This is a genomic window from Psychrobacillus sp. FSL K6-1267 (assembly GCF_038003265.1).
Lineage (GTDB): Bacteria > Bacillota > Bacilli > Bacillales_A > Planococcaceae > Psychrobacillus > Psychrobacillus faecigallinarum.
In genome coordinates this window covers 2,108,800-2,134,758 of record NZ_JBBOOR010000001.1, presented here as the reverse complement: position 1 = coordinate 2,134,758, position 25,959 = coordinate 2,108,800, and the positions used below count along the sequence as shown (strand labels likewise).

Here is a 25,959-nt window from a genome sequence, read left to right as displayed (position 1 = left end):
CAAGGCTATATTGAAAAAATTGCGAAAAAATAACAGAAAGAGTATTCTGAAAAAATAGATTAATAATATCTATTAATAGTAAAATAAAATAAAGGAGGAAATAATTTTGAGTGAAAAATTAGTAAGAGTGGGAACTACGTATATACCAGTTTCTAATGTTGCACTTTCAAGCGAGTGGTACACGGAGAAACTTGGAGCTAGAAAAAATTATCAAGATGAGGATAAAGCCATTCTAAATTTAGCAAATCACAGCATCTTTTTGATTAAGAGCAAAGCGGGTGAAACTTTAAACTTTATAGACAACAATGGTCAAGATTGTTTTGCGTTAACATTTGAAGTTGATGGTTTAGATAATCTTATATCTTTACATAATGAGTTAAATGAAAACCTAGTCCAAGTAGGACAAGTAGAAAATAGAGGACATGCAGGTAGAAATTTTGTGTTTGAGGATCCGGACGGTAACAAATTCGATGTTTGGAGTGAACTGAGCCCGTCATATAAAGAAAAATTTAATATGCAATAATAAAAAAGACTATCATGGTCTCTTTTTTACAGACTATTTTTTCATAATTAGCGATTTGTTAAGTTTAAAGATTAATAAAATCGGGAAATAAAAATGAAGAATGCACTATTTCTAAGGGAGGGCTTCATCATGACAGAAGAAAAAGAAATGAGAAATGGTTCAAAAGAAAGTGAGCAGAAAAGAGAGACTCTAACAACTCGCCAAGGACATCCTGTAACGGATAACCAAAATATACGTACTATAGGTAATCGCGGTCCAGCTACACTTGAAAATTATCATTTTATCGAAAAGATTTCGCACTTTGACCGTGAAGAAGTACCTGAACGAGTAGTCCATGCTCGAGGAGCAGGAGCTTTTGGCTATTTTGAAACGTATGGAAAAGTGGGAGATGAACCAGTAGAAAAATACACTCGAGCAAAAGTATTCTCTGGTGCTGGAAAACAGACACCATTAATGGTTCGTTTTTCAACGGTAGCGGGTTCAAAGGATTCTCCTGAGACAGCACGTGATCCTCGCGGATTTGCCGTAAAAATGTACACAGAAGACGGCAACTGGGATTTAGTCGGGAATAACTTGAAAATTTTCTTTATTCGCGATGCGATGAAGTTTCCTGATATGATACATGCTTTTAAAGCAGATCCTGCTTCAAATATTCCGAGTCCTCAGCGTATGTTTGATTTTGTTTCTCGATCACCTGAAGCGACACATATGATAACTTTCTTATTCTCGCCATGGGGAATTCCAGCTACATATCGCCATATGCAGGGATCTGGAGTTAACACCTATAAATGGGTTAACGAAAAGGGCGAAGCAGTACTAGTTAAATACCACTGGGAGCCTAAACAGGGTATTCGCAATCTAACACAAGAAGAAGCGGATGCTATTCAAGCAAAAAATGTGGGACATGCTACACAAGACTTGTATGAGTCAATTGAGCGAGGAGAATATCCAGAATGGGAACTATTTGTTCAAATCATGAGTGATGATGAACATCCAGAGCTTGATTTTGACCCGCTAGATGACACCAAATTATGGCCACCAGATCAGTTTCCATTCCTACCAGTCGGTAAAATGGTCTTAAACCGCAATCCGATTGATTACCATGCAGAAATTGAACAAGCTGCTTTTGGTACTGGGGTATTAGTTGATGGATTGGATTTTTCAGACGATAAGATGCTTCAAGGACGTACTTTCTCCTACTCCGATACACAACGCTATCGTGTAGGAGCTAACTATTTGAAATTACCCGTAAATGCACCTAAAGTTCCAGTTAGAACAAATCAGCATCGTGGACAAATGGATGTGCATAGACCTGATGAAGCTGGAGGCAATCCACATGTCAATTATGAGCCATCTATGATTGGTGGATTACAAGAAGCAGAAAAAACAGAACATATAAAACACGAACCTCAATATAATGCAAAAGCAACAAGTGCACCAATAGATCGTGAGAACAACTACGGTCAAGCAGGTGAGACATACCGTAGTTTTGAGGATTGGGAACGCGAAGAATTGATCAAAAACTTATCTGCAGCACTTTCTATTTGTGATCCTCGTATCCAAGAGGCTATGATTTATCATTTTACACAGGCAGATGAAGACTACGGTCGACGTGTAAAAGAAGGTATTCAACGTAAGATGAAAGAAATGAAAGAAATGGAAGAAATGAAAAAACAAGAAGAGCAACAAAGCTCTCCTGGAGCCAATGCTGCAGCAGATAAAGCAGAGGATGTTGGCCGAGAATCTAAACCTTACTAATAATTTCAAACCCCTTCGCTAAATGGAGGGGTTCTTTATTTCATCCATCAAAAGGAGTGAGTTTCAATGAAAGTAATAGTTGTAGGAGCAAATGGACAAATTGGTAAACAGATAGTAGAAAAATTACAAATTGATGATCAGCATACTGTAACTGCTGTTGTTCGCAAACAGGAACAGGTTAAAGACTTTAATAATCAAGGAATAAAAGCTGTATTACTTGATTTGGAGGGTAAGGTTGATTCGCTGACAGAAGCATTTACAGGAGCCGAAGCTATCATTTTCACTGCTGGTTCAGGTGGACATACAGGTCCGGATAAAACCTTGTTAATTGATTTAGATGGAGCAGTGAAAACAATGGAGGCAGCAGAAGCCGCAGGTGTGGAAAGATATATTCTAGTGAGCGCTTATGATGCTGACAAACGAGAAAACTGGAATGCCGAAATGCGTCCATACTATGTGGCGAAGCATTATGCAGATAGAATGCTAGAGCAAAGTAGCCTAAACTACACAATTGTTCGACCTGGTGGTTTAATAAATGAAAAGGCTCAAGGTAAAATTACGGCTGGAATTGAGGCAAAACCAAGTACGATAACACGTGAAGACGTGGCGGATGTTTTAATAGCGTCATTAGAGGAACCAAGTACTTATCAAAAAAGCTTTAATGTCGTAAATGGTAAAGTTTCTATTACGGAAGCTTTAAAAAATATATAAAAAGTTGAAAATTAATTAATAGAATGTAATGAATAAAACTAAGTTTTACTTACCGATTAAAAATGATATTAGCAGACTCCATTCTCTTAGGGGTCTGTTTTTCTTTTGTTAAACACTACTCGAATAGAAATGAAATAGTATGCTAGTAGTAGGAGGTTTTATTATTTATTCAGTCAGACATACTGCCCTGGTTAGTAATTGAATATCATGAAGGATTTCTTTTTTTAAAGTATCATTTTCACACCTATAGTAATCGTCTACTAGCTTAACTAGTTCTAAATATATGAGATTCATTCGAAGTAGCTCCTTTTAATTGGGTTAAAAGTTTCTAATCTATTATTCCTGAATTATATACATTTTAAACATTATTTTTAAATGAAATTTATAAAAATTCAGAAATTCTAACGTATATTCTTAAAACAGGAATATATTGTATTATATTTTTTTTACTTCTTGTATAGTACATTGACACACATAGTAATATGTCTTACATTATAAAGGAGGTGATAAGCTTGTCGGAAAATGAGGTAAGTGCCGATTTAATAAGAGGCCATATCGATACAATTATCTTAAAAATTTTAAAGCGTGGAGATAATTATGGGTATGAAATTGTGAAGGCTATTTCCAACGATAGTAATGGGGTTTATATTTTGAAGGAGCCAAGTTTATATAGCAGTCTAAAAAGATTAGAAAAGTTAGGATTTATTAATGCCTATTGGGGAGATCAGTCTCAAGGAGGAAGAAGAAAATATTACACTATCACGAAGGAAGGTTTATCTGTATATCAAGAAAATGTAATGGCATGGAATAGAGCGAAATTGCTCATAGATCAATTAGTATTAGAAGGGAGCGAACAGAGTGAGTGAAGTTCGGAAATATGTCAATAAGATGTTTGCTGGGTACCCCAAAAACGAAGAAACATTAGATTTAAAAGAAGAAGTAATAGGAAATCTAGAGGCGGAAATGGAAGACTTAGTTATTAATAAAGGATTTTCCGCCGAACAAGCATTTAAGGTCAGTACTGAAAAAATGGATAAACTGGATGGGGTAATAGAAGGGGTGCAAACCATTCAGTTAAATAAAGTTATGGTTGAGATAACTCAATGGTTGCTTCTTTATTTGTTGGTCGCGTGGATAGTTTCCATTCCTTTAAATATTTATAGTTCCTTAAGGGCTACTAGCTGGCTTCTGTTTATACTGATAATAATAATTGGCATTTTTTATATCGTGTTAAAGTTTAGTGGAGGTTTTTTAACAAATGATTTAAAAAATATTAACCTCGGGCTTTTAAAGAAATGGCAAACAGTGATTTGGATTATATGGACGTTATTTATCGTAGGTCAATGGGGAATGATTACTGCCGTTTATTTTGGTAGTGACATATGGTTTGGACGCACTATATCTTTTGATGGACCATATCAATTTGGACAAATAGTTACTAGCTACTTGGCTCCGCTTGTTTCAATAATCATACCCCTATTAATGAACAGACTTAGACAAATGCTAATCTTAGGAGGAAAGCAGAGAACTTATGAAGAATAAGATAATCATTGTGCTATTCATTATCGGAATTATACTGTTTGGTTGGATGAACCTCTTTTATATACCAGCAGAAGAAAAGGCAATGGAAGAAGAAACGATACAACAGCTTAATCCTGAAACGCATGATTTTAGCAAAGTTCTAGCTTATGAGAACAGGTATATGGGGAATTTAACAAACAACGCACAACTATTTCAATCGCTCCCTTTACAAAATTATTTGAATGGATATGAGCAGGATTCCAAAATTCACTTATTAATTGTCAATTACAAGGATTTAGAGGGTTTACCTCAACAGCATATCCAAAAATCCATCATCTATAATACAACCGCTGCTTTTGTTCTTATTAAAAATCTAGAACAGATAGAGCTTCGATTTCCTACAGAATCATTTTTTGTAAAGAGAGAAAATGTGGAGAGAGTTCTGGGAGATTTGGAGGTGCTTTTAGATCCAGAAGTATTTGAAGAACAAGTGCAATCTCCACTGAACAATGCTGTTTTAGAAGAATGGATAGTGCAGTATACGTCAATCTAAAAAGGAGCAATCATTTTGAATAGAAGTGTAATAAAAGCATATGATGAACTTGCCAATGACTATGAGCATCATGTGGATCAAAGAAGCTTTTATAACACAGAGTATGAAAGACCTGCCATGATTAAGGAATTACCAAGGTCGGTAAGTAACTTAAACGTGTTAGATGCGGGTTGCGCAGCTGGTTGGTACACCTGTGAACTTATTAGACATGGAGCAATAGTTACAGCTACTGATATTAGTCAAAATATGGTTGACGCTACTAAAAGAAGAGTTGGTGAAAAAGCTACCGTTGTTTGTTTAGACCTAGCAGAGGAACTTCCATTTATGAATAGCAGCTATGACTTAATTATTTCCTCTCTAGTCCTTCATTATTTAAAAGATTGGAAGTCTACATTCAAAGAATTTAATAGAATCTTAAAACCAGGTGGAAAATTGCTATTTTCTGTTCATCATCCATCTATGGACGTGAGATTATCAAAAGAAGGGAACTATTTTTCTCACGAACTAATTGTTGATGAGTGGACCAGTGATGGTAAAATCATTGAGGTCCCTTTTTACAGAAGGCCTATGCAAACAATACTGAATGAAACCTTACAATATTTTAAATTAGAAAAAATAATAGAGCCACAGCCTACAGAAGAATTTAAGAAAAGGGATTCAAGTGGTTATCAAAAACTGAAAAAAGCACCGCATTTCTTGATAATACAGGCAAGTAAACATGGCTAGATCTATTCTATGTTTAATAAGAAATTACACAAACACAATGATTGTTAGTACTCCATATAGAAAAGAAACTATCTCTTCTTTTCAAATTTATTTCTATTGGTTTTTTGTATTATTTTACGGAACTTACAATTATATTCCATTAACTATGTTATTGTTTTGATATACATAATTCTTGGAGGGGTTTAGATGGTCTTAAAAATTGTAACTATATTCACAGAAAAACATTTAAATGACTTATTTCTTTTGTTTCAAAATCAATGGTGGACAAAAAATCGAACAAATGACGATATACTAAAAATGTTAGATTTAAGTCATGTAGCTATAGGTTTGGTTGATAGTGAGACCGATGAGCTAGTAGGGTTTGCAAGAGCTATTACAGACGGTATGTACAGAGCCTTTATTTTTGATGTAATAGTAAAAGGGAGCGATAGAAATCGAGGACTAGGTTTTACATTAATGAATAGTCTTCTGGAAAATTCCCTTATTCAAAGTGTGGAAAGAATTGAGCTTTATTGTCCTGAACGATTAGTTTCTTATTATGAGCAATTTGGGTTCTCAACTGATGTGAACGGGAGTACTTTAATGAGGTTGAAGCGATGAATTTAATAGCCAATGGAGAGTACAAAATTAAGATCAACGACATTTTTCACTGGATTAAAGTCGAGGGAATAGAACATAATACGATACCCCTAGTAGCTATTCATGGAGGACCAGGAGGTAATCATTACGTATTTGAGCATATTGCAGGAGCAAAATTATCTGATCACAGAACGGTTATTTATTATGAGCAACGAGGCTGTGGAAGGAGTGAAAAACCTCTATCACAAAGTGATTATTCATATGAGCTCTTAATCGAAGATTTTACTAAGATACTAGAGTGGTCTGGATTTCAAAAAGTTGACTTACTTGGCTATTCGTTTGGAGGAGAGTTAGCTCTCGAGATAGTTGCTAGCTTACCTGAAATAATACACAAAGTAATAACCTCATGTCCAAGCCTTATTTCATTAGAAACACAGTATTTGCTTCAAATCGCAGGATTTGTCTCTGTGGCGGAGCCAAGACTTTTATACGAGATAGAACAAGTTTTAGCCGAAACATCCTCCATTCACACAAAACACAAAAAGATTTGGGAAATTGTTAATGAATACACTTTAGACAAATTTATGTTCAATAATATAAAAAACGCAAATATTTACCGAAAGCAAATGATTGAAAGTGGCTTAAAAAATTCGGGTCATATGATGGCAGCGTTACAAAGAAATCCTCGCGAAATTCCATTGTATGAAAGATTATCTCAAATTACCAATGAAATCCTTATCATTACAGGAGTCCATGACCGTAATAGCGGTTTAGGCATTTCAAATCTCATACATAATAATTTACAAAAGAGTAAGTGGGTTTTGTTTAATGAAAGTGCACATTTTCCTGAAATAGAGGAAACAGATAAGTACGTAAATCAAGTCCTCGCATTTTTAGAATCTTAGATTATAGTAGCAAGTGAAAGGATAAGAAAATGAACATAGATGTAATTCTAGATGAGCTTATTAGTAAGGGGATATTGCCAGCAGATGTAAAATGGCAAGTTTCTCATTTGCAAGGTGGAACCGTAAGTGAATTATACCTTATACAAAACACAGTGGGAGAAAAAATAGTAGTAAAAAGTAATGTCCCTGCCTTAATAGATGCAGAAGGTGAGTTTTTGAAAATATATGAAGAAATTGACCTTGTACCGAATATTATGTATGTGGAAAAAACACATAAGTATTTAGTTTATAGTTTCATAGAAGGAGAGACTAATCTCGGAGTAATAGATAAAAAGCAAATGCTTAAATTACTTGTTGAGGGGCTCATCAATCATTATAAAATAACAAAAAAATATAATGGTTGGGGATGGGCTGATGATCTTTCTTCCTCCTGGTTTGATTTCATGGAAACAAGAGTTGAAGAATCATCAATCTTGTTAGCAGATTATTTAGGTGAAGATGACTTCAAGCTCGTACAAGATTTAATCCAAAATCAAAGTAATCTGAATTTAAAGCCATTCCTTTTACATGGAGATTGTGGAGTACATAATTTTATATTTAATGGTAAAGAACTTAAAGGTGTTATTGATGCTTCACCAGTCATAGGTCATCCAATGTATGACCTGGTTTACGCCTTTTGTTCATCCGCTGATGACCTATCTAAGGAAACAATCGACTATGCCTTTTCCTTGATGAATATAAAAGATGAATATTTGGCTAATAACCTGTATAAAGAGGTTGCAATTGGTTTATATTTTAGATTGGCTACTTGCCTCAAGCATCATCCAGAGGACTGGCCGATTTATAAAAAAGGCTGGGATTATTGGAAAGCGATTGTTTAGAAACCCTATCTACATCTGATTGATAAATAATCCAATAAAAATAAGTGTGATAGTGGAATTTCCAATCATCGATATTAATTTTGAGTAGCCCATATCAGTTTCTATTATTTCAGGCTTATCTTGATAAATCCATTTCTTTAACGATTGCACTGCTTCCTTCCGATTGATCAAAGGTTAAATACGCCACATCGTGTGGAAATTCGACTTTGTTACCAACATCCTGTTGGCCTGAAGCGCTCGGACTGAGCGCAGCGAGGGAGGAGGGTGATGCCGTGCCCGTGGAAAGCGCAGCGCCTGAAATGGAAATCGACGATTTCTCACTATGTATTGTAAAAAAAAAGACTATAGACAATTTCAAATTTCTCTGGTTTGTCTACAGTCAGTGGCCATATCTTTGAGAAATGGCCTTTCAAGCTTTGAAAATATTGAGCTGTGGTTGCTTAAGCGTTATTTTGTACTGATTTTCGATTAATACATAAGAGATCAATGTATGCTCTCTAAAGCAATTTTTAAATTTGGATATACTATAGAAGATATTTCTATCCCTTCTATGATAGCCATTTTAGCTAGATCAGGACTTACTCCAGTGGCAATTACATTAATGCCCATTAAACGAATCATTTGAACCATTTCATTTATAATGCGAATATTTTCTTTGTCTATTTTATAGACGCCAGAAAAATCAACTATTACGTAATTTACATCCATATTTGCTATTTTAGTAGTAGAATTTTCTATCAAATATTGGATTCGAAAAGTATCGATGTGTCCTACTAATGGTAAAACAATTATTCCATCTTTTACTGGAACAATTGGTGTAGCTACTTTAGCTATTTCCATTTGAGAAGTCTTCTGATATTCGCTTGCAAGAAATTCATAATTTGCAACAGTTTCGTTAAGGCTAATATCTAACATTCTATTAACTTGAATTATCATTTTACTTAATTCGTGCAAGCTAAGATTGAACTGAACAGCTAAATTAGTAAGTATCTCAGTTATAACATTGCGGGTAGGGAGATATCTAACTACTAAAATCGATAAATTACCATCTAGAGAGACCATTGCCGCATTCTTCTTACTCCATTCCAACAAAGAATCAGGAATTTTTTCTTCTCCGCTTATGACATACTCCCCAATAAAGCTTACAAATTCTATATACATATTTATCGCTTGCTCTTGCTCCCAAGGCGGAATTTCCATATCTATAGAATGGACTACACCATTAACTATTTCGTTAGCCAACAATTCCTTATTATTAAAGATATAATCCGAAATGTTTTTAAGTGAGCTCATATTCTTTCTCCCTTTTTGTATGGCTTCTTATTCATCATAAAAATTTGATTCTTTTAAGTCAAGGTTTTAATCAATAAGAAATAAATGAATATAGTAAGCTTTTCAGTATTAATTTCACAGACATTTCAAATAAATAAAATAAAAAGCTATACTAGTAACAAATATTCTTTTAGAAAGGACAGGTTGAAATGGAAATAAATAATTTGATAAGAGTTAGTACAAGGCAGGGATTAAGAGATTGGCTTGAGCTAAATTCAAATAAAGAAACATTTTGTTGGGTATTAGTAAGTATGACTGAACAATCAGGCGACATCCTGTATTTAGATGCAGTTGAAGAGGCATTATGTTTCGGTTGGATTGATGGTACAAAGAAGAAAATATCAGATACTGAACTAGCTCAAAGGCTTTCCAAAAGAAAGGAAAAAAGTAACTGGACAGAATTGAATAAAGAAAGAGTAAGGAGACTCGAAAAATTAGGTTTGATGAAAGAAGAAGGACTGAGAATTCTCCCTGATATGCAGCCTGAATCCTTTACTATAAATATAGAAATCGAAACTTGTCTGAAAAAAGAGGAGCAATTATATCAGAACTTCGTTAATTTTCCTGAACTATACAGGAGAATTAGAATTGATACAATTCAAAGTTATAAAAATGAACCTGTTATCTTTAATAAAAGGTTGGATAAGTTTATTGAAAATACGAGAGAAAACAAAATGTACGGTCAGTGGAATGACAATGGTCGCTTAATTAATTATTGAAGGAAGGAAATGAGAATTGAAAATAGAACGATTGATATCCATCATATTCAAGCTCCTAAATAATGAAATTTTGTCAGCTTCTAGTTTAGCTGATGAATTTCAAGTATCATCCCGGACAATTTATAGAGACATCGAAACTATTTGTGCAGCAGGAATACCAGTCGTTTCATACCAAGGTACTAACGGTGGCTTCGGAATAATACAAGGCTATAAATTTGATAAAAGTTTAATGGGTTCCTTTGACATACTAAATTTAATAACAGTATTAAATAGTTTATCGAGTATTTTTGAAGATAAGAAAGTTGAACATACGATAGAAAGATTAAAATCGCTGGATGTAAATGGTGACAATGTTTTAATGATTGACTTAGAAAACAATAGAACTGAACCAAATTCATTAATGGATCTTCGAAAAGCTATACATATAAGAAGAGTCATCCGCTTTGATTATGTAAATAATAAGAGTGAATTTACATCACGGAAAATAGAACCTCTTCGCCTCCATTATAAGTTTCGTAACTGGTATTTATATGGTTATTGCAGAGAACGTAAGAATTATAGAGAATTTCGAATATCCCGTATGATAAATATAAATTTGACACAAGAAAAATTTATAAAGAATCACGAAATAATAGGTGATTCATCTCATTTAGACGATAGTTTAGAAGGTTTTGAGGAAGTAATAATTTGGGTGAAACCTAATTCCTTAGCAGAAGTGTTAGACCAATTCCAAAATTATCCAAAAGAACTTAACAGTGATGGAAGTATGACATTTACAATTTCTGTTTATAGGCCTCTACAAGCTGGCTGGCTTAAATCTATTCTTTTAAGCTTCGGTAGTGGGGCTAAAATTATCAAACCTTTAGAACTACAATCAATTTTAATAGAAGAGGCAAAAAAAATAATTAAAGTTTATAAAGATGTATGACAAACTGCTGTCATATATCTTTTTTTATAATACAAGTGTATCAACTATTAAAACCAAGAAAAGAAGGAGTAGATGTTAAATGAATCACGGAAAAAATGTATGAGTATCATGTTTGGGCTAATAAGGTGTTACTAGAAAGACTAAAGGAATTACCAAGGAATGTTTTGAATGAAGAAGTTAGTAGTTCTTATCCAACTATTGCACAAACGTTTAGTCATATTTATGTGGTAGATGTTATGTGGTTAAAAGTACTTAAAGGAATGGATATGCAAGAAGCATTGGAAGCTTCAATAGCTTTCTTAGAAAAGACCAATTTATATTCTGAAGATGAATTTGTTAAGTCATTGGAAGAACTGGCTTCAGACTATGAGGAATGGTTGGATAGCCAAAAGGATTTAGAACAAAAAATTAATCTAAATAATCCTTGGTCAGGTGCTAGAGAAACGGCTTACTCAGAAATTTTATTTCATGTTGCTAATCATGGAACTTATCATCGAGGTAACATAACAACGATGTTAAGACAACAGGGGCACGCTTCGACAATGAATGACTTATCTTTATATTGGTATCATAGTTAGTTCAAATTAACTTATTGATGTACAGCTTAACAAGCCAAGTTTTAAAAAATGATAAAAAGTGAGGTATAAGCGAAAAGAACCCATTTTGATAGCAATCATCAAAATGGGTTCTTTTTTATATTGTTAAGCTCTCAATTTTTGTACTTCAATAAATTGAATATGATTGTCTTGCTTGTCATGGATAGAGAACATAAAACCATCATGCTCAATTTGATTATCCAAATTTAAATCTATATCCTGTGTATAATACCATCCACCGATTGTATCTACGTCAGGATTATACAGGTCAATTCTCAATAATTTTGCAACATCATCAAGTAAAACGTTTGTATGGATTATATAATGGTCTTCTTTTACTTTGCGAACATCTGGTACTTCATCGTCATCAAACTCATCTCGAATTTCTCCTACTATTTCCTCCAGGATATCTTCAACAGTTACAAGTCCAGAAGTACCACCGTATTCATCCAATAATATAGCCATGTGAATACGTTCTTTTTGCATTTTTAACAGTAAGCTGTTGATTGGGGTTGTTTCAATAGTATTAATCACGGGATTTACAAAATGCTTTATAGTAAAGTTCTCTACTGTTATACGATTGTTAATACCTTGTGTTAGGAAGTCCTTAATGTTGATAAATCCAATTATGTTATCTCGATCTTCTTCATATACAGGATAACGCGTATACCGCTCTTCAGAGATGGTAGTTAAGACCTCATGAAACGTTGCGTTTATCTCAAATCCAATTATTTGAGTTCTCGGTACCATAATCTCTCGTGCGATTCGATCATCAAATTCAAAAACGTTATTTACATATTTCAATTCATTTTGGTTTATCTCTCCACTCTTATAGCTTTCTGCAAGAAGCAGGCGAAGCTCTTCCTCTGTATGAGATAGCTCGTGCTCTGATGCTGGTTTCATACCAAAAAGGCCAACTAGCAAACGAGCAGAACCATTTAAGAACCAAATGAAGGGATAAAGTATCTTATAAAAAATCATTATTGGTTTAGCGAATACAAGAGTTACTGCTTCAGCTTTTTGAATTGCTATTGTTTTAGGAGCCAGTTCACCAACTACTACGTGTAAAAAGGTAGCTATTACAAAGGCAGCCCCTATGGTGAAATAATGAATATTGTCAGTGCCGATTCCTATCGCTTCAAATAATGGATGAAGGATAAACTCGAAAGTTGACTCACCAACCATCCCGATACCTAAAGCTGTTACAGTAATACCAAGCTGGCAGGCCGATAAGTATTCATCCAAATGAGTAGTAACTTGTTTTGCAGCTTTAGAACCTTTCCGTCCTTCAGCAAGTAATTGATCTATTCTTGATTGTCGTACCTTTACAATGGCAAACTCCGTAGCAACGAAGAATGCTGTTAAAGCTATTAATATGACAAATATCGTTAAATTCAATGCGGTCAATAAGTTGTCTTACTCGAAAGTAAGACTTCACCTCCTAAGTGATCAATAGTAATAAGGATTGCATAAGCGCAACACTTTCTGTTGAAACTTTCTGTTTAATAGAATGTTTAGTGTTATCTTCTTTGTCATTTATTTGTTCCAATAAATGAGAAACTTCTTTTTCCAAATATTTCATCTGTAATCGTATTTCTTGAATGTCTATTTCCTCAACAACATCTCTTGCAAGCTCTCTTTTGATTTGCTCTAGTGACATACCATCTGACTTTTTCTCTTCAATTAGTCTTAGTTTTTCAATCGCATCATAAGGATAGTAACGATAATTGGAACTAGAACGTTCAGCTTCTAATAGACCAAGAGTAGTATAATAATCAATGGTACGTTTAGTGATGCCACTTTTCTCAGCTAATTCGCCAATTCTTAGTTTCTCTTTCCCAACTGTATCACTCCTAACCGTAACGTTATGGTTTAGTATATTATGTGTTTAATTGAATTGCAAGTGATAATACTAAGGTTTAGCAAATTCATTTATAGTTTTTAGCTTTATGTAAATAAGAGTATAGTGTATGAAAAAAGGCAAAATTCATAGCTTAATTATCCATAAATATATACTTTTCTTAGGAGAAGGACCTTAAGAAATTGCTGGAAAAGGGACTTAGACATGAATATAAATCATCTTAATATATCTCTTGTTATACGATAGTTTAGAAGATAGACAGTACTCAGCAGCCGAGAGTATATAGTCTTTTCGTATAAAGAGTGAAACGGTCATAAATTTCTCTATCCGGTTATAAAACCTCTTGGAACGATCATAAAAAATTCTAAACGGATATAAATCTACTTCTTTCGTCAATTTCTTATTAGAAGACATTTCGTGAATACTTTAATGGTTTATAGTAGAAATATGAAAGAATTCTACTATTTTAAAAGGTGAATTTTTCAAGTAGAAGGGAGATAACAGATGCCAACTATCATATGTGAAATTTTTATAGATGCTCCAATAGACCTTTGCTTTGATCTTTCGAGGGATGTGACCATTCATACAAAAACAACCGGACAAACAAAGGAAAAGGCTGTTGATGGCAAAACTAATGGCTTATTAAATAAAGGAGATTGTGTTACCTGGGAAGCCACCCATTTTGGTATTAGACAAAAACTAACAGCCAAAATCATTGAAATGGAGAAGCCGTATACATTTAAGGATGTCATGGTAAGTGGTGCCTTCCATTCTTTTACACATACTCATCATTTTAAAGTACAAGGTACTGGCACGTTAGTCAGGGATGAATTTGTCTATAGATCACCTTTAGGAATTTTAGGGAAACTAGCAGATGTTTTGTTTCTTAAAAGATATATGACAAGTTTTTTAAAACAACGTTCCCATGAATTAAAAAGGATAGCTGAAAGTCAAAGAATACAAATCTAAATCCGTTAGGTTATCACTAAACACATGCAATTATCACTCTTTTTAATAGTTTTGTAATATAATATTTGTAGAATTGGAGATGATAATAATGGTAATTACTACAATGAGTTCGAGAGCTGATTTGGTTGAAAAGCTACAAGTTGAGGTAAAAACAAGAGGGCATAAAGTGATAATCGACTAACCAACTCGTTTAGGTGGAACAGATGAAGGAATGAATCCATTAGAATTATTACTTTCTTCACTAGGTGCTTGTCAAACAATAGTCGCTCAAATGTCAGCTAAGAAACTTGGCGTCCAATACCATCATCTAACTGTTGAGTTAGAAGGAGATATTGATACAGATGGGTTCCTTGGACTTTCGGATATTCGACCTGGTTTTTTAGAGATCAGATATAAAGTCAATATTATATCCGATGAGCCTAAAAAGAAAATCGAAGAATTCACTTCATATGTAGAAGTTCACTGTCCAGCATTAGATTCATTAATTAATGGTGTCAAGGTTGTATCTCAAGGTGTAAATGTTCAACAAACAGAAAAATAAGCGTGCTTACTATAATGAACGAGGCTTTTATATCAATTTCTATAGTAGCGAATGAGTTCTCGAAAATAACTAGAGGATGGTAATGACATAAGTCACGACCATCCTCTTTTTTTAGAAGATCCCTAGAAAAGACTCTTGTCCTTATCTTAAAATCCTCTTTTATAAGCTTTTGGCACGGTAGTTTTGCCATCTAAAATTTCTTGAGTATGCAATGCCCAATATGGATCTTTTAACATACCTCGGCCAATAGCTACCAGCTCTATATCCTCTTCAGCCATGGTTTTTTCGGCTAAAATTGGATCTTCTAATATTCCTACAGCAATTACTGGTAGATCTAGTGCTTGTTTATATGCTCTTGCAAAAGGTACTTGGTAACCAGGAGTATTTGCAGGCTTTACTTTTCCAGGGTTAGCTTCCCCTCCGCTAGAAACATGGAATACGTCTACTCCAGCTTCCTTGTACTGTTTTGCAATTTCAAGAGAGTGCTCTAAACCATAACCACCATCTATATACTCTATTGCTGAGATTCGGAACAATAGTGGCATATCCTCAGGCATAACACTTTTCACAGCTTTAATTACTTCTACACCAAATTTAGCATAATTGTCTCCATATTCATCAGTACGATTATTTATAGAAGGGGAGTGGAATTGGTGTATTAAATAGCCATGAGCTCCATGGAGTTCAATTGTATCGAAGCCTGCATCTACCGCTCGGCGAGCTGCTTCTTTATATTTATTTACCATTTCTTTTATCTCTTCTATAGTTAATGGTCTTGGTTCCTTCCATGTGCCATCAGATTCTACAGGTAAATTGGAGGAGCTTATCGGCTGGTCGGCATCTGTAGCTTTTCTTCCAGCATGAGCAATTTGGATACCAATTTTAGCATCGTGTTTATGTACTTCAGTTACGATTCTTGCATATGCAGGAATCTGCTCATCTGACCATAAACCTAAATCATAATCTGTAATTCTCCCGTCAGGTTCTACATCTGTCATCTCCACAATTATTAAGCCTGTGCCACCGACCGCTCGTGATACATAGTGAACAAAATGCCAGTCATTCGGGATCCCATCCTTAGCTTCTACGGAGTATTGGCACATTGGAGCCATTACAATTCTATTTTTTAAACTTAAACCTTTCACATTATACGGTGTAAATAGTTTGGACATTTCTATCAATCACTCCTTTTTGTTATTATCGCTTGTTTTGTCTATTCGTTCAAATAATGCGCATTAATAGAAACACAGATTTTATAAATGAAAAGTTTCAATATGCATATTTAATAAATTTTGGTTGTATTTATACAATCTTAATGTTACATTATGTATATTAATACGAAATAACCGTATATAAATACATTGGAGGAATTTAATATGAGCAAAAAAGTTGTTTTAGCATATTCAGGTGGATTAGATACTTCAGTTGCAATTACTTGGCTAAAGGATGAGGGCTATGATGTTGTAGCTGTTTGTTTAGACGTAGGAGAAGGCAAGGATTTGGAGTTTGTGAAAAACAAAGCATTAGAAGTTGGAGCAATTGAAAGCTATATGATTGATGCAAGGGAAGAATTTGCAAATGAATATGCATTGATCTCTATGCAGGCTCACACGTGGTACGAAAATAAATATCCGTTAGTATCTGCTCTGTCACGTCCACTGATTTCTAAAAAACTAGTGGAAATTGCTGAAAAAACAGGTGCCACTGCAGTAGCTCATGGTTGTACTGGTAAAGGTAACGATCAAGTACGTTTTGAAGTTTCTATTAATGCATTAAATCCAGATTTAGAGGTAATTGCTCCGGTACGTGAGTGGAGCTGGAGTCGTGAAGAAGAAATCGCTTATGCAAAAGAGAAGAATATTCCGATACCAATTAACTTAGATAGTCCATTTTCTATTGACCAAAACCTTTGGGGACGTGCAAATGAATGTGGTATTTTAGAGGATCCTTGGGCAGCACCACCTGAAGATGCTTATGATTTAACAGTTTCATTGGAAAATGCACCCGACACTGCAGACATTATTGAAATCGAATTTTTAAAAGGAGTTCCAGTATCACTTGATGGAGTTAATTATCCATTACATGAGCTTATTCTAAAATTAAACGATGTAGCTGGGAAGCATGGCGTTGGACGTATTGATCACGTAGAAAACCGTTTAGTTGGTATAAAGTCCCGTGAAGTATATGAAATACCTGGGGCACACACCTTACTGCTCGCTCATAAAGAACTTGAAGATATCACTTTAGTAAAGGAACTCGCTCACTTTAAACCGGTAATGGAAAAGAAATTAACAGAGCTTATTTATGAGGGGCTTTGGTTTTCGCCATTAAAAACAGCACTTGAGGCATTTTTAAAGGAAACACAGCAATATGTAAATGGAACTGTACGAGTAAAACTATTCAAAGGTCATGCGATTGTAGAAGGACGTAAATCCCCAAACTCCTTATACAATGAAAAACTTGCTACCTATACGTCCGAAGACGAATTTAACCATACTTCAGCTGTTGGATTCATTGAGTTATGGGGACTACCGACAAAAGTACATGCAATGGTAAACAAGGGAGAAAAGAAGGTGCAGGTATGACCAAGTTATGGGGTGGACGTTTCCAAAAATCCGCCGAGCAATGGGTGGACGAATTTGGAGCTTCTATCGAATTTGATCAAAAGTTAGTAATGGAAGATATAGATGGTAGTATTGCACATGTCCAAATGCTTGGCGATTGCAATATTTTATCTACTGATGATGTAGACATAATTCTCAGTGGCCTAGTTCAACTTAAGCAGCTTGCAGTGGAACATAAGCTTGAGTTTTCTATTGCTAATGAAGATATACATCTGAATTTAGAAAAGATGTTAATAGATTTAATTGGACCAGTTGGTGGAAAGTTACACACTGGGAGAAGCCGGAATGACCAAATTGCAACAGATATGCATTTGTATTTAAAGAACCGAGTAGAAGAAATTATTGAGTTGATCCAAGTATTCCAAAAAACAATCGTGAATCAAGCAGAGGATCATATCGAAACACTTGCACCAGGTTATACTCATTTACAACGTGCCCAACCAATTTCCTTTGCGCATCATTTAATGGCTTATTTTTGGATGCTTGAGAGAGACAAAGAACGTTTTTTAGATTCTATGAAACGCATTGATATTTCACCGCTAGGTTCCGGTGCACTTGCAGGAACTACCTTTCCGATAGAACGTAAGCTTTCAGCAGATTATCTTGGATTTAGTAATGTTTATGCTAATAGTATGGATGCAGTAAGTGATCGTGATTTTATCGTTGAATTTTTAAGTAACTCTTCCTTGCTCATGACTCACTTATCACGTTTTGCAGAAGAAATTATTTTATGGTCTAGCTCTGAGTTTAACTTTATCGAATTGGACGATTCCTTCTCTACTGGATCAAGTATTATGCCTCAGAAGAAAAATCCAGATATGGCGGAGTTAATCCGTGGTAAAACTGGTCGTGTATTTGGAAACCTAATGGGACTTTTAACCACTTTAAAAGGGTTGCCGCTTGCATACAACAAAGATATGCAAGAGGATAAGGAAGGTATGTTTGATACTGTAGAGACAATTGTTGGATCTCTTAAAATTTTTGAGGGAATGATTCGGACAATGATTGTACATACTAAGCGGTTGCATGATACAGTGCATAAGGATTTTTCAAACGCTACAGAGCTTGCAGATTATTTAGCAGCAAAGGGACTTCCGTTCCGAGAAGCTCATGAGGTGACTGGTAAGCTGGTGTTCCTATGTATTCAACGTGGATATTTCCTTTTAGATCTTCCTTTAAATGATTTACAAGAAGCTAATAGCTTAATAGAAGAAGACATTTACGAGGTATTATCACCATTAGCTGCTGTCAGAAGAAGAAATTCATTAGGTGGAACAGGCTTTAATCAGGTTGAAATTCAAATAGAAGAAGCTAAAAAACGATTAATATAAAGTAAAACCCGTAGGAATAGATAAACACAATTTCTGCGGGTTTTCTTTGTACGTTATTTAGTAAGCTACTAATTTTACTCAGCGGACTCCAGATAGCGATATAGTGTTGACTTGCTTATGCCCGTTTCTTCTTTAATCTCATGGAGAGTGAATTCTCCTGAATGGTACATGGCAATTGCTTTTTTTATATTAGTATCCGGTTTTTTTGGTCGTCCTAATGTTTTTCCTTGTTCCTTTGCATTTTCTATGCCAATTGTTGTAGTCTGTTTTACTATGTCTGTCTGAAAATCCATTAAATACTGCATATATACTCTCAATGAAAGATTAAGTACCTCATCACTTTGTATTCCCTCATGAATGAATTGAATGACAACGCCGTCTCTTTCACCAAGCTTAAGAAGATCTACAAGATGTCTTGTTGTATCGGCAAGGACAAACATTCTTTCCACTACTATGATGTCTCCTTTTTTTAAGTTCATTAGAAGTGACTCTAGCTCTGTACGTTTTTTTGATGAGCCGTGGCTCTCCTGAAAAATATTTTGTGTTCGAGAGCCTAAACATGCTAGCTGTTGTTTGCAAGTAACATCATTATAGAGGGGTCTAACATATCCATAAATCATATAAAAGCAACTCCTTACATTTGTCCCCAAAAAGGTTCCATTTTGGGAATGAAGATGGTATGATAATCGAAGATTTTTTTTAGAAGGAGATTATCATGGAAAATATAAAACAACAATGGTTTGGAAACATACGGGGGGATATACTGTCTGGTATTGTGGTCGCGCTAGCCCTCATACCAGAAGCAATCGCTTTTTCAATTATTGCAGGTGTCGACCCTATGGTTGGTCTGTATGCTTCCTTTTGTATTGCGGTCATTATAGCATTTGTAGGCGGACGACCAGGTATGATTTCTGCAGCTACAGGAGCTATGGCGTTAGTAATGGTACCACTAGTTAAGGAATACGGTTTAGATTACTTATTAGCAGCAACTATTTTAACAGGTATTATTCAAATAATGTTTGGTGTATTTAAAATTGCTAAATTGATGAAATATATTCCAAATGCTGTAATGATCGGTTTCGTCAATTCGCTTGCTATTTTAATATTTATGGCTCAGGTTCCACATTTCATCGGTATTTCAACTATGACATATATATTTGTAGGCATTACGCTTATTCTTGTATATACATTACCACGTTTTGTAAAGGTAATACCAGCACCGTTAATTGCAATTGTCATTTTGACTATTATTGCAATTTACAGTGGATTAGATTTAAAAACAATTGGAGATTTAGGTAACATTACTCAAACTTTGCCTTTCTTCTTTTTACCAGACGTTCCTTTAAATTTTGAAACGTTACAGATTATATTCCCTTATTCAATCGCCCTTGCAATCGTAGGATTAGTGGAATCTCTGCTCACTTCTCAAATCATCGATGATATGACTGCTACGGAAAGTGATAAAAATAAGGAAGCAAGAGGTCAAGGTATTGCTAACTTTATCAATGGGTTCTTTGGAGGAATGGCTGGTTGCGCCATGATAGGTCAATCGGTAATCAATGTGAAATCAGGGGGTAGAGGAAGACTATCTACATTAGTTGCTGGATTGTTTCTTATGTTCTTAATTATTGTATTAGGTGATTTAGTTATTAAAATTCCAATGCCGGTATTGGTTGGAATCATGATCATGGTTTGTATCGGTACCTTTGACTGGAATTCTTTTAAGTATTTAGTTAAGGCCCCAAGAACCGATGCAATTGTCATGCTAACAACTGTAATTATTGTAGTTTATACACATGACCTATCTAAGGGAGTTATCGCAGGGGTAATTTTAAGTGCTGTTTTCTTTGTTGTAAAAATTTCAACCTTAAAGATAATTCAACAGGAACAGCGATATATTATAGAAGGACAGCTATTTTTTGCTTCTACTGATAGCTTTGTGGATTACTTTAAAAAAGTATCCATACATTCGGAAAGTATACAAATCGATTTTTCTAATAGTCGGATCTGGGATGATTCAGGGGTAGTTGCATTATTTAAAGTAAAAGATTTACTTAGTGACCGAGCTATACAAGTAGAATTAGTTGGCTTAGATACATATAGCCAAAAAATGATTGCACAGATCGATGGCTTATCATCTCATTAAGGGGGAAATCACAAATGTATAAACATATCGTTTTAGCAGCTGATGGCTCTGAAAATGCTGTCCGTGCAGCGAAAGAAACTATAAAAATAGCTTCTATGAGTAAGGACTGCGTAGTGGAAGTAGTGTATGTTGCGGATTTTGAAAATGCGAAGACCGAGGTATTGCACTCTAGCTCTAAAGAGGCTGTAGAGCTAGAAAGACGTAGAAAAATTAAAAATGTAGAAAAACTATTAAATGAATCAAAGATTTATTATAAAGTAAGAATACTGCATGGTATCCCAGGACCAGAAATTGTGAAATTTGCTAATGAGAATAATGTAGATCTTTTAGTTATAGGTAGTAGGGGATTAAATTCCTTGCAGGAAATGGTTTTAGGTAGCGTCAGTCATAAGGTGATTAAACGAGTAAATTGTCCAGCTTTAGTAGTTAAATAGGTTTTTTGATAAGTCCTGTGTTTCACAGGGCTTTTAATTTTGAACGAATTTTCATATAATTTAAGAAACAAAAGGAGGAGAATTATGGAGACTCAAGAAGGTATTTATATTCGTTTACTTAAAATAGAGGACACTGAAGCCTCATTAGCTCTAGAAACAAAAAACAAGGAATTTTTTAAGCATTACACAGTATTAAGAGAACCAAGCTTTTATACATTTGAAAAAATAAAGGAACGGATCGAAAATGGGATTGAAGGAGCAGCGAATGATACTTTATATGCTTTTGGAATTTTTTTGTCAGGTACGGATGAGTTAATAGGCAATGTATCATTGTCGCATATCTCACGTGGTCCGGCTCAAAGCTGTATGATTGGTTACTACTTAGATAAAAATCAGAATGGGAAAGGTTATATGACGAAGGCTGTCCAGTTAGCGGTTGACTATGGTTTTAAGACGTTGAAATTACATAGAATAGAAGCTGGAGTTATGCCTCACAATATTCCTTCTATAAATGTTCTAGAAAAAGCCGGCTTTCACAAAGAGGGAATTGCTAAAGAAAATGTGAAAATTAACGGGAAATGGCAAGACCATCTTATATTAGCAATTATTAACCCCGATGATTCAGAATCTGAGGTTTAAATAATATTTGATTGTATTTGTAGTTTAGACTCTTTTAGGCTAAATAACTCAAATCAAAAAGCTTAACTTAGGAGAAATCAAGTAATGTTAAATTTTAAAAGGCTCAATTTAGAACATAACAAAAGAGTTATTATAATTTCAGATATACATGGAAATTTACATTTATTCAAAAGCTTATTAGAAAAAGTCAATTACCAATCGGAAGATTATTTGTTTATAAACGGCGATTTATGTGAGAAAGGGGATAACAGCCTAGAAGTCATAGAATTTGTTCGGTTGCTCCAAGAAAGCTCTAGTAACGTATTTATAACGAAGGGTAATTGTGATGTTGTTCATCGATATATAATTCAGGAAGATAAATCCATTATTGCTTATATGAAAAATCGTAAAAAATCTGTTTTAAACGAGATGCTCAATCAACATGGAAAGAGTCTGGATGAATATACTAGCTTAAGCGAACTATCTAAGTTTTATCAAAAGCATTATTCAGAGATGATTGCCTGGCTGGAGGGGCTTCCAATTGCCTTTGAAACAGAAAATTTTATAGTCGTTCATGCAGGAATTGATCCTATAAAAGATTGGAAACTTACTGATGAAGAAACCGCATTAAATATTTCCTCTTTTCTAGATAAGGGGCATCAAGCCAATAAGCTAGTCATTGTAGGACATTGGCCGGTTATAAACTACCGTTCAACTTCAGTAAGCTCCCATAACCCTATGATAGATATAGATAAAAACATAATTTCAATTGATGGGGGAAACCAAATAAAACAGGATGGACAATTAAATGCTTTAATCATAGAAGGCGATACATATTCATATACCTATGTCGACAATCTTTCTAAATACATAATTGCACACAATGATTTCGGAGGATGCTCAAATAGAGTTGGTACTGTAGCTTATCCTAATTACGAATTAAAAATTATAAGACAAGAAGAATACTTTACCTTATGCGAAAATGTAAAACTAGGTATAGAACAGTGGATTAAAAATGAATATATTATTGAAAAAAACGGGACAAACTTTTGCAGGACAGATTTAAGTACTACCTTTCTCCCAGTAATGAGAGGAGAAAAGGTTTGGGTAGTAGATGACGGGTGTGCCGGTTACATGCTTGTTAAAAATGTTCTCGGAGAAATCGGATGGATTGAACAATAAATTTATTTACAAAAGGTATGGAGTAAACTCTGTACCTTTTTCTATTGACATTTAAACAGCACTACTATAAATTTTAATTAACGTTGAATAGTCAACGTTGAATAAAAAGAAGGAGTGGTGAAATGTTATATTTGCAAGCTACAAATTTAGTAAAGAAATATGGTAACCGAGATGTAGTTAAGGATATTAATATGAATATTAGCCAAAACGAAATCCTAGGTGTAATTGGTCCCAATGGTGCAGGTAAGACAACTTGTATTGAGTTACTAATCGGATTAAAGGAAGAGGACGGCGGGACTATTCAATATTTTATGGAGGATTTTAAAAACAATATTGGAGTACAGCTACAATCAATATCCTTTTTCCCAAGGTTATCTGTCTCTGAAAATTTAAGGTTGTTTGGAGCCTTTTACAAAAAGGATGTAAATAAGGACGAAATGAAAGAAATCCTTTCAAAATGTAACTTAACTCAAAGCGCTAATATGGAAGCATCCAAGCTTTCCGGAGGTCAGCAAAAACGTCTTGCAATTGCTATTACGTTAATACATGATCCGAAGCTAATATTTCTAGATGAACCAACAGCTGCATTAGATCCACTTTCAAAAAAAGAATTACATTCCCTAATTCGCCAAGTAAATAAGGAAGGAAGAACAGTTGTGTTTACTTCACATGACATGGAGGAGGTAAACTATCTAGCGAACAGAATTATATTTATAAATAAAGGCAGGATTATTTGTGAAGGTGATCCTAAATTATTGATAGAAGAACACAATGTAGCTAATTTAGAAAGCCTATATATTAAATTAATCTCTGAGGAGGTCTCTGAATGTTAATTATTTTTCGTTCTATGATTGTAAGTTCTTTGAGAGATAAAATTACCTTATTTTATTCTCTTTTGTTTCCTATAGGAATGATTATTGGATTAGGTCTCTATTTTAATAATATGGATGAACGTATTTTAACAGGCGTGACAGCAATTGGAACATTATTTTGGGGTATGCAAGGAATCGCTTTTCAAATTCTTTATCAACGAAACAAAGGTGTCTATAAAATGTTGAAAATAACTCCTTTACCGATTGGCCATTTTATCATTGCTATGGTGCTCGCTAGAACTGTATTGGGGGTAATCTTAAATATGGGTGTATGGATTATTGGAGTCTTGTTTTTTCAAATATCGATTAGTAGTGAAGCAATCATAGGAACTTTGCTACTTGTTACAATAGCAACACTCTGTTTTACTAGTCTTGGTTTTTTAATAGCCAACTTAGCTAATAATGAGGGCCATATTAATATGATTGCAAACCTGATTCAAATTCCTTTTATACTAATAAGTGAAGCTTTTTATTCTTTAAGTAAAGCACCCGGTTGGATCCACTTCATCAGCAAACTATCACCTTTTGAACACTACGTTAAAGCGTTGAAAGGCTTAACAGATGGAATGATGTTACCTATGGGATCCTCTATACTAATATTGTTAATTTACACACTGTTTAGCTTTTTATTGGCTGTTATTACCTTTAAATGGGAAGAACGGATAGGTAGTGAATACAAACCTATTTCTAACTAGGCTGACAATCGTCTTGTGCTATAATAATACTCAATATTGATTATTTATAATTGAGGAGAACTTTATGACAAGATTGATGGTATTAGGCCTACTAAAATTGAAGCCGATGAGTGGTTATGAAATTCAACAAACACTTCAAACAAGTGAAGCGGATCGTTGGGCAGGAATCTTAGCTGGTTCTATCTATCACGCTCTTAAGAAAATGGAAAAGGAGCAACTAGTAGAGCTAGAAGCAGTAAAGAATATTGGGAACAGAAGTAAAGCCATCTATAGAATCACTGAACATGGTAAAAAGGAATTTCAAACATTGCTAAAAGAAACATTGCAGGAACAATCTGTTAACCTGCCAAGTAATCTATACACAGCATTAAGCTTTATACAAGACCTTCCAAAAGATGATGTTTTAGAAGCTCTCTATAATCAAAAATTACAAATTGAAACAGATTTAGAACAGCAAAAAAGAGGTATTCAAGTTAAGAAAGAACATATGAAAGCCGATGAAGTTACAGAACTTATTTTTCACAATATGTACAGTCAATACGAACTACAAATACAGCTTCTCGACGATTTAATTAAAATCTATGAAAAAAGATGAATCTTGTTCCACAATCTAGGTTTTTCAATTCATTAGTCAGATTCAAGTCCAAGTGGAGAGCTTTTTCAATTGGCAACGCCTTTGTGACCGACATCCTCTTGGCCTGAAGCACCAGAACTGAACGTAGAGAGGGAGAAGTCTGAGGCCGTGTCGGTGGTTAGCATAGAGCTTGAAAACGATTTATTTGAGTTTATAAAGTGTGAATTGCTTGATAATAGTTTAATAGTTTTTTCCACTTGATAGCTGCCGTGACATACAAATGTCGGCAGCTTTTAATTTTTTTCTATCTTTATTCGAGCCATAATGATATATTTAATGTGAATTTTTAGACTTTTAAGTTTAATGCTTCATTGATTATT

29 protein-coding genes and 3 pseudogenes are annotated in these 25,959 nt (G+C 34.4%); 24 read left to right on the top strand and 8 right to left on the bottom strand.

The window, feature by feature from the left end; translation table 11 throughout:
• The first annotated feature begins 106 nt into the window (after positions 1 to 106).
• From MHB55_RS10720 to MHB55_RS10710, 3 genes are all read left to right on the top strand, one after another.
• A complete protein-coding gene (locus MHB55_RS10720) occupies positions 107 to 523 on the top strand; it encodes a VOC family protein (protein WP_154310749.1) in 417 nt (138 codons plus the stop codon).
• A 129-nt stretch (positions 524 to 652) separates the two neighbouring features.
• Positions 653 to 2,281, top strand: a complete 1,629-nt coding sequence (locus tag MHB55_RS10715) for a catalase (RefSeq protein ID WP_154310750.1) — start codon at positions 653 to 655, stop codon at positions 2,279 to 2,281.
• 66 nt (positions 2,282 to 2,347) lie between these two features.
• Complete coding sequence (locus MHB55_RS10710) at positions 2,348 to 2,992, top strand: SDR family oxidoreductase (RefSeq protein ID WP_340863199.1); 645 nt, start codon at positions 2,348 to 2,350, stop codon at positions 2,990 to 2,992.
• 165 nt (positions 2,993 to 3,157) lie between these two features.
• Here MHB55_RS10710 and MHB55_RS10705 read toward each other — a convergent pair whose 3' ends face one another.
• A complete protein-coding gene (locus tag MHB55_RS10705; protein WP_255475378.1) occupies positions 3,158 to 3,286 on the bottom strand; it encodes a hypothetical protein in 129 nt (42 codons plus the stop codon).
• 218 nt (positions 3,287 to 3,504) lie between these two features.
• On the opposite strand from MHB55_RS10705, the gene MHB55_RS10700 reads away from it, so the two are divergent.
• The 7 genes from MHB55_RS10700 (at position 3,505) to MHB55_RS10670 (ending at position 8,157) form a co-directional block, all read left to right on the top strand.
• Positions 3,505 to 3,858 (top strand): PadR family transcriptional regulator, encoded by a 354-nt coding sequence (locus MHB55_RS10700; RefSeq protein ID WP_144536262.1) that lies wholly within the window; start codon positions 3,505 to 3,507, stop codon positions 3,856 to 3,858.
• Positions 3,851 to 4,534 (top strand): hypothetical protein, encoded by a 684-nt coding sequence (locus MHB55_RS10695; RefSeq protein WP_340863198.1) that lies wholly within the window; start codon positions 3,851 to 3,853, stop codon positions 4,532 to 4,534. Before MHB55_RS10700 ends, MHB55_RS10695 begins: the two co-directional genes overlap by 8 nt.
• Positions 4,524 to 5,066 (top strand): DUF4825 domain-containing protein, encoded by a 543-nt coding sequence (locus MHB55_RS10690; protein WP_144536266.1) that lies wholly within the window; start codon positions 4,524 to 4,526, stop codon positions 5,064 to 5,066. Before MHB55_RS10695 ends, MHB55_RS10690 begins: the two co-directional genes overlap by 11 nt.
• A gap of 15 nt (positions 5,067 to 5,081) precedes the next feature.
• Positions 5,082 to 5,792 carry a class I SAM-dependent methyltransferase gene (locus MHB55_RS10685; RefSeq protein ID WP_340863197.1) on the top strand — a complete coding sequence of 237 codons (711 nt, stop codon included), beginning with the start codon at positions 5,082 to 5,084 and terminating at the stop codon, positions 5,790 to 5,792.
• Between the two features lie 186 nt (positions 5,793 to 5,978).
• Positions 5,979 to 6,392 carry a GNAT family N-acetyltransferase gene (locus MHB55_RS10680; RefSeq protein ID WP_340863196.1) on the top strand — a complete coding sequence of 138 codons (414 nt, stop codon included), beginning with the start codon at positions 5,979 to 5,981 and terminating at the stop codon, positions 6,390 to 6,392.
• Complete coding sequence (locus MHB55_RS10675; RefSeq protein ID WP_340863195.1) at positions 6,389 to 7,276, top strand: alpha/beta fold hydrolase; 888 nt, start codon at positions 6,389 to 6,391, stop codon at positions 7,274 to 7,276. The genes MHB55_RS10680 and MHB55_RS10675 overlap by 4 nt, the downstream gene beginning before the upstream one ends.
• A gap of 29 nt (positions 7,277 to 7,305) precedes the next feature.
• The gene (locus MHB55_RS10670) at positions 7,306 to 8,157 is read left to right on the top strand and encodes a phosphotransferase (RefSeq protein ID WP_151109724.1); all 852 of its coding nucleotides are present in this window, start codon (positions 7,306 to 7,308) and stop codon (positions 8,155 to 8,157) included.
• Positions 8,158 to 8,166: 9 nt separating this feature from the next.
• Here MHB55_RS10670 and MHB55_RS10665 read toward each other — a convergent pair whose 3' ends face one another.
• Together MHB55_RS10665 and MHB55_RS10660 are read right to left on the bottom strand one after the other, a co-directional pair.
• A complete protein-coding gene (locus MHB55_RS10665) occupies positions 8,167 to 8,307 on the bottom strand; it encodes a hypothetical protein (protein WP_154310755.1) in 141 nt (46 codons plus the stop codon).
• A 333-nt stretch (positions 8,308 to 8,640) separates the two neighbouring features.
• Complete coding sequence (locus MHB55_RS10660; protein ID WP_340863194.1) at positions 8,641 to 9,450, bottom strand: STAS domain-containing protein; 810 nt, start codon at positions 9,448 to 9,450, stop codon at positions 8,641 to 8,643.
• 188 nt (positions 9,451 to 9,638) lie between these two features.
• Between MHB55_RS10660 and MHB55_RS10655 the strand changes: the two genes are divergently transcribed.
• The 3 genes and pseudogenes from MHB55_RS10655 (at position 9,639) to MHB55_RS10645 (ending at position 11,714) form a co-directional block, all read left to right on the top strand.
• On the top strand, positions 9,639 to 10,208 hold the full coding sequence (locus MHB55_RS10655; RefSeq protein ID WP_144536277.1) for a YdeI/OmpD-associated family protein: 570 nt from the start codon (positions 9,639 to 9,641) through the stop codon (positions 10,206 to 10,208).
• Positions 10,209 to 10,224: 16 nt separating this feature from the next.
• Positions 10,225 to 11,136: a WYL domain-containing protein gene (locus MHB55_RS10650; RefSeq protein WP_144536279.1), complete on the top strand. Its 912-nt coding sequence runs from the start codon at positions 10,225 to 10,227 to the stop codon at positions 11,134 to 11,136.
• Between the two features lie 79 nt (positions 11,137 to 11,215).
• Positions 11,216 to 11,714: pseudogene (locus MHB55_RS10645) on the top strand (DinB family protein).
• A gap of 123 nt (positions 11,715 to 11,837) precedes the next feature.
• Here MHB55_RS10645 and MHB55_RS10640 read toward each other — a convergent pair.
• The 3 genes and pseudogenes from MHB55_RS10640 to MHB55_RS22280 all read right to left on the bottom strand — a co-directional run.
• Complete coding sequence (locus tag MHB55_RS10640; protein ID WP_151109732.1) at positions 11,838 to 13,139, bottom strand: hemolysin family protein; 1,302 nt, start codon at positions 13,137 to 13,139, stop codon at positions 11,838 to 11,840.
• 34 nt (positions 13,140 to 13,173) lie between these two features.
• The gene (locus MHB55_RS22285; RefSeq protein WP_370455717.1) at positions 13,174 to 13,392 is read right to left on the bottom strand and encodes a hypothetical protein; all 219 of its coding nucleotides are present in this window, start codon (positions 13,390 to 13,392) and stop codon (positions 13,174 to 13,176) included.
• 27 nt (positions 13,393 to 13,419) lie between these two features.
• Positions 13,420 to 13,512 (bottom strand): annotated as a pseudogene (locus MHB55_RS22280) (MerR family transcriptional regulator); the annotation flags it as partial.
• A gap of 585 nt (positions 13,513 to 14,097) precedes the next feature.
• Between MHB55_RS22280 and MHB55_RS10630 the strand changes: the two are divergent.
• Both MHB55_RS10630 and MHB55_RS10625 read left to right on the top strand, forming a co-directional pair.
• Positions 14,098 to 14,562, top strand: coding sequence for an SRPBCC family protein (locus MHB55_RS10630; RefSeq protein ID WP_144536284.1), 465 nt, complete (start codon positions 14,098 to 14,100; stop codon positions 14,560 to 14,562).
• 208 nt (positions 14,563 to 14,770) lie between these two features.
• Positions 14,771 to 15,103, top strand: a pseudogene (locus tag MHB55_RS10625) (OsmC family protein); the annotation flags it as partial.
• 146 nt (positions 15,104 to 15,249) lie between these two features.
• Here the strand turns inward: MHB55_RS10625 and MHB55_RS10620 are convergent.
• Positions 15,250 to 16,275: an NADH:flavin oxidoreductase/NADH oxidase gene (locus MHB55_RS10620; RefSeq protein ID WP_340863192.1), complete on the bottom strand. Its 1,026-nt coding sequence runs from the start codon at positions 16,273 to 16,275 to the stop codon at positions 15,250 to 15,252.
• Positions 16,276 to 16,479: 204 nt separating this feature from the next.
• Between MHB55_RS10620 and MHB55_RS10615 the strand changes: the two genes are divergently transcribed.
• Positions 16,480 to 17,688 (top strand): argininosuccinate synthase, encoded by a 1,209-nt coding sequence (locus MHB55_RS10615; RefSeq protein ID WP_144536290.1) that lies wholly within the window; start codon positions 16,480 to 16,482, stop codon positions 17,686 to 17,688.
• Positions 17,685 to 19,058: an argininosuccinate lyase gene (gene argH, locus MHB55_RS10610; protein WP_340863191.1), complete on the top strand. Its 1,374-nt coding sequence runs from the start codon at positions 17,685 to 17,687 to the stop codon at positions 19,056 to 19,058. The genes MHB55_RS10615 and argH overlap by 4 nt, the downstream gene beginning before the upstream one ends.
• A gap of 74 nt (positions 19,059 to 19,132) precedes the next feature.
• On the opposite strand, the gene MHB55_RS10605 is transcribed toward argH, so the two are convergent.
• Positions 19,133 to 19,678 (bottom strand): recombinase family protein, encoded by a 546-nt coding sequence (locus MHB55_RS10605; protein ID WP_151109744.1) that lies wholly within the window; start codon positions 19,676 to 19,678, stop codon positions 19,133 to 19,135.
• 95 nt (positions 19,679 to 19,773) lie between these two features.
• Between MHB55_RS10605 and MHB55_RS10600 the strand changes: the two genes are divergently transcribed.
• From MHB55_RS10600 to MHB55_RS10570, 7 genes are all read left to right on the top strand, one after another.
• Positions 19,774 to 21,204, top strand: coding sequence for a SulP family inorganic anion transporter (locus MHB55_RS10600; RefSeq protein WP_445678233.1), 1,431 nt, complete (start codon positions 19,774 to 19,776; stop codon positions 21,202 to 21,204).
• A gap of 14 nt (positions 21,205 to 21,218) precedes the next feature.
• Positions 21,219 to 21,638, top strand: a complete 420-nt coding sequence (locus MHB55_RS10595) for a universal stress protein (RefSeq protein ID WP_151109746.1) — start codon at positions 21,219 to 21,221, stop codon at positions 21,636 to 21,638.
• Between the two features lie 84 nt (positions 21,639 to 21,722).
• Positions 21,723 to 22,277, top strand: coding sequence for a GNAT family N-acetyltransferase (locus tag MHB55_RS10590; protein WP_144536301.1), 555 nt, complete (start codon positions 21,723 to 21,725; stop codon positions 22,275 to 22,277).
• Positions 22,278 to 22,361: 84 nt separating this feature from the next.
• Complete coding sequence (locus tag MHB55_RS10585) at positions 22,362 to 23,438, top strand: metallophosphoesterase (RefSeq protein WP_151109748.1); 1,077 nt, start codon at positions 22,362 to 22,364, stop codon at positions 23,436 to 23,438.
• 122 nt (positions 23,439 to 23,560) lie between these two features.
• Complete coding sequence (locus MHB55_RS10580; RefSeq protein ID WP_340863190.1) at positions 23,561 to 24,271, top strand: ABC transporter ATP-binding protein; 711 nt, start codon at positions 23,561 to 23,563, stop codon at positions 24,269 to 24,271.
• Entirely contained in the window at positions 24,265 to 25,005 is a 741-nt protein-coding gene (locus MHB55_RS10575) for an ABC transporter permease (RefSeq protein WP_151109752.1), read from the top strand. Before MHB55_RS10580 ends, MHB55_RS10575 begins: the two co-directional genes overlap by 7 nt.
• Before the next feature lie 64 nt (positions 25,006 to 25,069).
• Positions 25,070 to 25,600 (top strand): PadR family transcriptional regulator, encoded by a 531-nt coding sequence (locus MHB55_RS10570; RefSeq protein ID WP_151109754.1) that lies wholly within the window; start codon positions 25,070 to 25,072, stop codon positions 25,598 to 25,600.
• Positions 25,601 to 25,959: the final 359 nt, after the last annotated feature.

Bases quoted from the DNA above. Each gene is read 5' to 3' on its own strand.
- MHB55_RS10715 (WP_154310750.1), top strand. From the start codon at position 653: ATGACAGAAGAAAAAGAAATGAGAAATGGTTCAAAAGAAAGTGAGCAG.
- MHB55_RS10710 (WP_340863199.1), top strand. From the start codon at position 2,348: ATGAAAGTAATAGTTGTAGGAGCAAATGGACAAATTGGTAAACAGATA.
- MHB55_RS10705 (WP_255475378.1), bottom strand. From the start codon at position 3,286: ATGAATCTCATATATTTAGAACTAGTTAAGCTAGTAGACGATTACTAT.
- MHB55_RS10690 (WP_144536266.1), top strand. From the start codon at position 4,524: ATGAAGAATAAGATAATCATTGTGCTATTCATTATCGGAATTATACTG.
- MHB55_RS10680 (WP_340863196.1), top strand. From the start codon at position 5,979: ATGGTCTTAAAAATTGTAACTATATTCACAGAAAAACATTTAAATGAC.
- MHB55_RS10675 (WP_340863195.1), top strand. From the start codon at position 6,389: ATGAATTTAATAGCCAATGGAGAGTACAAAATTAAGATCAACGACATT.
- MHB55_RS10670 (WP_151109724.1), top strand. From the start codon at position 7,306: ATGAACATAGATGTAATTCTAGATGAGCTTATTAGTAAGGGGATATTG.
- MHB55_RS10660 (WP_340863194.1), bottom strand. From the start codon at position 9,450: ATGAGCTCACTTAAAAACATTTCGGATTATATCTTTAATAATAAGGAA.
- MHB55_RS10655 (WP_144536277.1), top strand. From the start codon at position 9,639: ATGGAAATAAATAATTTGATAAGAGTTAGTACAAGGCAGGGATTAAGA.
- MHB55_RS22285 (WP_370455717.1), bottom strand. From the start codon at position 13,392: ATGTCACTAGAGCAAATCAAAAGAGAGCTTGCAAGAGATGTTGTTGAG.
- MHB55_RS10630 (WP_144536284.1), top strand. From the start codon at position 14,098: ATGCCAACTATCATATGTGAAATTTTTATAGATGCTCCAATAGACCTT.
- MHB55_RS10620 (WP_340863192.1), bottom strand. From the start codon at position 16,275: ATGTCCAAACTATTTACACCGTATAATGTGAAAGGTTTAAGTTTAAAA.
- MHB55_RS10615 (WP_144536290.1), top strand. From the start codon at position 16,480: ATGAGCAAAAAAGTTGTTTTAGCATATTCAGGTGGATTAGATACTTCA.
- argH (WP_340863191.1), top strand. From the start codon at position 17,685: ATGACCAAGTTATGGGGTGGACGTTTCCAAAAATCCGCCGAGCAATGG.
- MHB55_RS10605 (WP_151109744.1), bottom strand. From the start codon at position 19,678: ATGATTTATGGATATGTTAGACCCCTCTATAATGATGTTACTTGCAAA.
- MHB55_RS10600 (WP_445678233.1), top strand. From the start codon at position 19,774: ATGGAAAATATAAAACAACAATGGTTTGGAAACATACGGGGGGATATA.
- MHB55_RS10595 (WP_151109746.1), top strand. From the start codon at position 21,219: ATGTATAAACATATCGTTTTAGCAGCTGATGGCTCTGAAAATGCTGTC.
- MHB55_RS10590 (WP_144536301.1), top strand. From the start codon at position 21,723: ATGGAGACTCAAGAAGGTATTTATATTCGTTTACTTAAAATAGAGGAC.
- MHB55_RS10585 (WP_151109748.1), top strand. From the start codon at position 22,362: ATGTTAAATTTTAAAAGGCTCAATTTAGAACATAACAAAAGAGTTATT.
- MHB55_RS10580 (WP_340863190.1), top strand. From the start codon at position 23,561: ATGTTATATTTGCAAGCTACAAATTTAGTAAAGAAATATGGTAACCGA.
- MHB55_RS10575 (WP_151109752.1), top strand. From the start codon at position 24,265: ATGTTAATTATTTTTCGTTCTATGATTGTAAGTTCTTTGAGAGATAAA.
- MHB55_RS10570 (WP_151109754.1), top strand. From the start codon at position 25,070: ATGACAAGATTGATGGTATTAGGCCTACTAAAATTGAAGCCGATGAGT.